Origin of the sequence: Candidatus Proelusimicrobium excrementi, assembly GCF_937881865.1 — a bacterium.
Lineage (GTDB): Bacteria > Elusimicrobiota > Elusimicrobia > Elusimicrobiales > Elusimicrobiaceae > Proelusimicrobium > Proelusimicrobium excrementi.
The window spans coordinates 1-6,146 of the sequence record NZ_CALGEO010000116.1; the positions used below are offsets into that span (position 1 = coordinate 1).

At 45.4% G+C, this 6,146-nt stretch carries 4 protein-coding genes and 1 tRNA gene; all 5 read left to right on the top strand.

Annotated elements, in window-relative coordinates; genetic code table 11:
• Positions 1 to 897: 897 nt before the first annotated feature.
• The 5 genes from ACQY26_RS05410 (at position 898) to ACQY26_RS05430 (ending at position 5,577) form a co-directional block, all read left to right on the top strand.
• Positions 898 to 2,103, top strand: coding sequence for a pyridoxal phosphate-dependent aminotransferase (locus ACQY26_RS05410; protein WP_428048128.1), 1,206 nt, complete (start codon positions 898 to 900; stop codon positions 2,101 to 2,103).
• 1 nt (position 2,104) lies between these two features.
• A complete protein-coding gene (gene pckA, locus ACQY26_RS05415) occupies positions 2,105 to 3,727 on the top strand; it encodes a phosphoenolpyruvate carboxykinase (ATP) (protein ID WP_428048129.1) in 1,623 nt (540 codons plus the stop codon).
• Positions 3,728 to 3,743: 16 nt separating this feature from the next.
• Positions 3,744 to 3,998: an SWIB/MDM2 domain-containing protein gene (locus ACQY26_RS05420; protein ID WP_428048130.1), complete on the top strand. Its 255-nt coding sequence runs from the start codon at positions 3,744 to 3,746 to the stop codon at positions 3,996 to 3,998.
• 169 nt (positions 3,999 to 4,167) lie between these two features.
• Positions 4,168 to 5,400, top strand: coding sequence for a CinA family nicotinamide mononucleotide deamidase-related protein (locus tag ACQY26_RS05425; RefSeq protein WP_428048131.1), 1,233 nt, complete (start codon positions 4,168 to 4,170; stop codon positions 5,398 to 5,400).
• A gap of 100 nt (positions 5,401 to 5,500) precedes the next feature.
• Positions 5,501 to 5,577, top strand: a tRNA-Val gene (locus ACQY26_RS05430).
• Positions 5,578 to 6,146: the final 569 nt, after the last annotated feature.

Here is a 6,146-nt window from a genome sequence, read left to right on the forward strand (position 1 = left end):
ATCTATCTGCTTTTTAATATTTTTTCCCATTGTTTGCGCCTTGTCGTACGTCGGGGCGTTTTGTTAAAAAACGAAAACAGTTGACTGTTTTTTTTTGATAAATTTCCCTCATAAATCGGCCCGCTGAATATAAGACATCTTTGTTCCCGCTCAGGTTAGTTTAAACGGACCGATTAACTATAAAGGAGGGAAAAAAGATGTCAAAAAATAAAACGGTTAGAAATATATTTTTTTAGTATTTTGTCTTTTCGCCTGCGTAAGTTTAGGCTATGCCGAAAGCTGTTCTTCAAGCGGATCGGTCCAATAGAAATATACTGCCAGCGGATGTTCTTATACTACTCAAACAAGAACCTGCTGTTCAAACGGTTCTTGGAGTGACTGGGATAAAAGCTGCCCTACTGTAAAAACGTGCGATTCCGCTTCTAAACCTAATTCTGTTGAAGATTACAGAGATTGTTGTACGAGGAGCAGAACCGTCACTTGTAACACTTCCACCGGGCTTTGGGAAACCGGAACTTGGAGTTCGGGTGTAGTCGCGTATAGATTACATTCAATATGCTGCAGCGGTAAAAGCGGGTATACTCAGTGTAAGGCCAGCTGTACTTGGAATAATATATTTGCTTGCGGAGGCAATGCCGATACTTACCGCGGTTGTACGGATCAATTTGTAAAAGAATCGTTGTTGTTGTTGCGTGATTGATTTTGAACCGGGGTAATTCCCGGCTCTCGACTAACCGCCCCGCCTCAGCGCAAACAAAGGCGGGGTTTTAAAATAACGGGAAGCAAAAAACAAACTTTTAGATTTGATAAAAACTTCTGTTTTGCTGGAAATAATTTTATAAGGGATTAACTTGGGGGGAGAATAAAGGTATAATGTAATAAAGAGGTTTAATCTATATGAAACTCAGCGATTTATCTTCCGTTATAGGCGATTCTCCTACTTTAAAATTAAACGCCAAAACGGCGGCTTTGAAAAAGGAAGGTTTGCCCGTCATTCATTTGGGCGGCGGCGAGCCGGAAATCCCTGCGCCTTTAAGCGCGGTTGACGCGATAGTTAAAAAAGCGCAAAGCCGGAAAATAAAATATTCTCCCTCCACAGGTTCGCCGGAACTTAAAGCGGCTGTGGCTGACTACACCAAAAAACATTACGGCGTAAGCTTGGAAAATAAAAACGTAATAGTTTCTTCAGGCGCGAAGCAGGCCATATATAATTTTCTTTTAAGTGTCGTCAATAAAGGCGACGAAGTAATCTTCCCGGTGCCTTATTGGGTAAGCTATCCAGATATGATAAGGCTTGTCGGCGGGGTTCCCGTGCCCGTAAAACCCAAAGAGGGTATACAAATAACTTTTGAGCAGCTTGCTTCTGCGGTTACTTCCAAAACAAAGGCGATAATGCTTAACAGCCCCAGCAATCCGGCCGGAGTACTGTTTGACGAAGATTTTATAAAAAAGACGGTTGAGCTTTGCGAGAGCAAAAACATTTGGCTTATGACTGATGATATTTATCATCAGTTGGTTTTTGAGGGAGCAAAAGCGCCCAGCCCTTTTAAATACGCCAAGAATCCGGGTAATATAGTGGCGGTTAACGGCGTATCAAAGCTTTACGGACTTACCGGTTTAAGGATAGGCTGGGCAGTATCAACCAACAAGGAAGTTATCGCTGCCATGGGCAGAATGCAGGCCCAGACGACCTCCTGCAACAGCGCATTGTCGGAGGCTGGCGCGCTTGCCGCGCTGACGGGGCCGCAAGAAGTTGTAGACGAATTGCGCAAAATTTTGGAAAATAATAGAAACGCGCTTTTAAGCGAACTTTCAAAGATAGAAGGTTTGAAAGTAACCGCGCCGAAAGGCACGTTCTATTGTTTTGTTGATTTCAGCCGCTATAATAAAGACTCTCTGGCTTTATCGGTGTTTTTGCTTGATAAAGTTATGGTGGCCACGGTGCCTGGGGTGTCGTTCGGCCTTGAAGGTTACCTGCGGATAAGTTACTGCGCCGCCAGGGAAAATATTATAGAAGGTTTAAGAAGGATAAGGTGGGCTTTGGACAAAGCCGCGCCTGCCGAAATTAAAATCGGCGATAAAATTGTAAAAAAGGATTGGTAAAATGAAAAAGATAAACCCTACCGCTTATCAGAGCAAATACGGTCTTGATAATTTAGGCATTAAAACGAATAAAACCGTATTTTGGAACCTTGCCGTAGAAGAGCTTTATGAAAAAGCCCTTGAAAAGAACGAAGGCAATATCACTTACGGCGGCCCCTTATGCGTTGAAACGGGCAAACTTACGGGCCGCGCCCCCAACGACAGATTTTTTGTCGAAACCGAAGACGTAAAAAATACGCTTTGGTGGCATAAAGGCAACAAAGGCATCAGCGAAGCGCATTTTGACAGCCTTTTTAACAAAGCCTTGAAATATATGGAAAATATTGATCTTTTCGTCCGCGACGCTTACGTCGGTTCCGCCGAAGCTTCCAGGATGGCCATCCGCGTAATCAACGAATACGCCTGGCACAATATTTTCGCCAAAAATATGTTCATTGAGCCCAAAGCCGAAGAAAGAACTTCTATCGTGCCCGAATTTACGGTAATTTTCCTGCCGGGCCTCAAAGCCGATCCGGCCACCGACGGCACCGCTTCCGAAACGGCAATCCTTATCAACTTTAAAAAGAGAGTGGTTTTAATCGCGGGCAGCGCTTATGCCGGCGAATCCAAAAAATCCGTATTTACGGTAATGAACTACCTCTTGCCGCTTAAAGGCGTTATGACGATGCACTGCTCCGCCAACGTCGGTTCCGACGGCGACAGCGCTTTGTTCTTCGGCCTTTCCGGCACGGGCAAAACCACCCTTTCCGCCGATCCGAAACGCGGCCTTATCGGCGACGACGAACACGGCTGGGATAATGACGGCGTATTCAACTTTGAAGGCGGTTGCTATGCTAAAGTAATCAAACTTTCCCAGGAAGCCGAACCTAAAATTTACTCCACGACGCACCGCTTCGGTACGATTTTGGAAAACGTCGTTTTTGACGACAACACCAGAAAGCTGGACTTGGACAGCGCCGCCATCACGGAAAATACTCGCGCTTCCTACCCGCTTACGTTCATCGACAACGCCGTTCCCAGCGAACGCGGACCTCACCCGAAGAACATCATCTTCCTTACTTATGACGCTTTTGGCGTATTGCCGCCGATTTCAAGGCTTTCCAAAGAACAGGCCATGTACCAGTTCATGAGCGGTTACACCGCCAAAGTCGCCGGTACGGAAAAAGGCGTAAAAGAACCTCAGCCGACTTTTAGCACCTGCTTCGGCGGGCCTTTTATGGCTTTGCATCCTTCCAAATATGCCGAGCTTTTGAAAGAAAAAATGGAAAAACACAACGCCAAATGCTGGCTGGTTAACACCGGCTTGGTCGGCGGCCCTTACGGTATCGGCAGCAGGATCAGCATTAAGCACACCAGAGCTTTGCTCAACGCGGCTTTGGACGGCAAACTTAATGACGTAAAATTTGTAAAAGACGACGTATTCGGTTTTGAAATACCTACGGAATGCGAAGGCGTGCCTTCAGAAATATTGCAGCCTTCGGCCGCTTGGTCCGATAAGAACGAATATTACAAGAAATATAAAGAGCTCGCCGCGGCTTTCGTAAAGAACTTTGAAAAATTCAAAGAAGGCTGCTCAGACGAGATTTTAAACGCTGCTCCCAAAGTGGAAGAGCTTGTAAAATAAACTAGGAGAATTGACAATGGCAAAAGCAAACGCAAAATTTATGGCGCCTTTAACACCCAGCGCCGAACTCGCTAAGGTTACCGGTGCGGCCCCGCTTCCGAGAACCGAAGTGGTAAAAAAACTCTGGGACTATATTAAGAAACACAACCTTCAGGACAAAGCCAACAAACGCATGATCAACGCCGATGACGTTTTGAAACCGATTTTCGGCGGCAAAACGCAGATCAGCATGTTTGAGATGGCCGGCCTCGTAGGCAAACATCTTAAATAAGTTTGAAAGTTTTGCGATTTGGCCGGTACGTTTTACGCGTACCGGCCTTTTTGTTTTAAAAACGGCCGGATAACGGGGCGGGGAATTATACCGTAAGATTTAACCGCCGGCGTAATTTGATTAAAATCCGTGGTTGTCGGCAAGAATAAGAATCTTGTAAAATTAGTTTATGAAAGCTTTTATAATAACGATAGGCGATGAAATTTTACTCGGCCAGATTTTAGACACCAATTCCCGTTTTATGTCCTCGGCACTGGCCGGCATAGGCGTCGAAACTTTGAAAATGGTTTCGGTTTCGGATAAAAAAGAAGAGATAAAAAAAGCTCTTGAAGAGGGGGTTTCTTCTTCCGATTTGATACTTGTAAGCGGCGGGCTCGGCCCCACCAAAGACGATATCACCAAAGGCGTTTTGGCGGAGTTCTTCGGCTCGCAGCTGGTTTTTAACGAAGAAGTTTACGGCTGGGTTCGGGAATATTTCCGCGGCAAAACTTCCGCTATGAACGAGTATAACAAAAGCCAAGCCTATTTGCCTTCCGCTTGCATTCCCATTAAAAACGAGAAAGGCACCGCCTGCGCCATGTGGTTTGAGCGCGGGGGAAAAGTGTTGGTTTCCATGCCGGGAGTTCCTTTTGAACTGGAAAATTTAATTTCTTCCGTAATTCTGCCTAGAATTAAGAGAACTTTTAAATGTTCCGAACTCGCTTATAAAATGCTTGGCGTTTATGATAAGCCCGAAGCAGAACTGGCTATGGTTTTATCCGCCTTTGAGGATGCTTTGCCTTCCGGCATTTCTTTGGCTTATTTGCCGTCGCCGGGTTATATAAGGCTTAGGCTTACCGCCAAAGGAGCGGGGCTTGCCAAGCTGGATGACTGTTTTGAAAAACTGAAACAATCTTTGGGCGGGCTTAAATACGCGGTTATAAAAAGCGGGGATAACTCCGAATTGCTGGAAAGACTTTCCAAAATAGGCACGGTTGCCGCGGCGGAAAGCTGTACGGGCGGAAATATCTCGGCCATGATAACCGCAAGGCCGGGCGCGTCGGCTTATTATTTGGGCGGCGTTACGGCATATTCCAATGAGGTAAAAATAAGCGCGCTTGGCGTTAAAAGAGAAGCTTTGGAAAAGTACGGCGCGGTCAGTAAGGAGGTTGCTTTGCAAATGGCCGAGGGCGTGCGCCGCCTTACGGGGGCGGATTGGGGTGTATCGACGACGGGTATAGCCGGGCCTTCGGGCGGCAGTGCGGAAAAGCCTGTCGGCACAGTTTGGATAGCGGTCAGCGGGCGCTGCGGCGCAAAGGCGGAAAAGTTTTGCTTTTCCGCAGTGCGTGAGCGGAATATAGGTAAAGCGTCTTTAACGGCTTTGCAAATGCTGGTTGATTTCGCTGAAGAAAACAGACCGTAAAAAGGGGAAAAGTCATGTAAATGCGGTGCCTAAGCCGCCGTATTGTAGACAAATATGACTTTTTTTGATAAAATATTTGAGTAGTAATAAAACCCTTTAGGGGCTGATAGCTCAACTGGTTAGAGCGTCCGCCTTACACGCGGAAGGTTGTAGGTTCGAGTCCTATTCGGCCCACCATTTTAAAACACCCTGTAAAGGGTGTTTTTTTTGGGGTATTTTTACTCGGTCTAAGTTGAGTTATCTCTGCTAGCAAGCTTTAATATTTAGGCAAATTTTGATTTTTTGTTCACTTGGATACTGCGCGCCCTTTGGGCGCATCATGCTTAGTATACCGCGTTCACAAGAAAAACAAAATTTTCTCTAAATCTTAAAGCCCACGCCGGTTGCATACTCGCACTGCTTTTACTCGGTCTAAGTTAAAGCCTCACGGCTAGCACTTTGCCGCTTTTGGGCGGCTTTTAATTTTCTTCTCAGTCGGGTACTGCGGCAACTTCGTTGCCATCACTCTTAGTACACCTTCTTCGTCAAAAATTGAAATCCGCTCCAAAATCAACAAACCACGCTGGTTATATACTCACACGCTGATTGCTTGCGTTAAGTTGTGTCTTTATGCCTACTACTTTTCTCAAATTTTTAGAACTTATCATTATCGCATAACATTGTTTTAAAAATAACATCTTCTTTATATTCTAATATATAAACTTATCCGGTCATAAAATGGTTCCATAACTTTTTTACCATTGTTT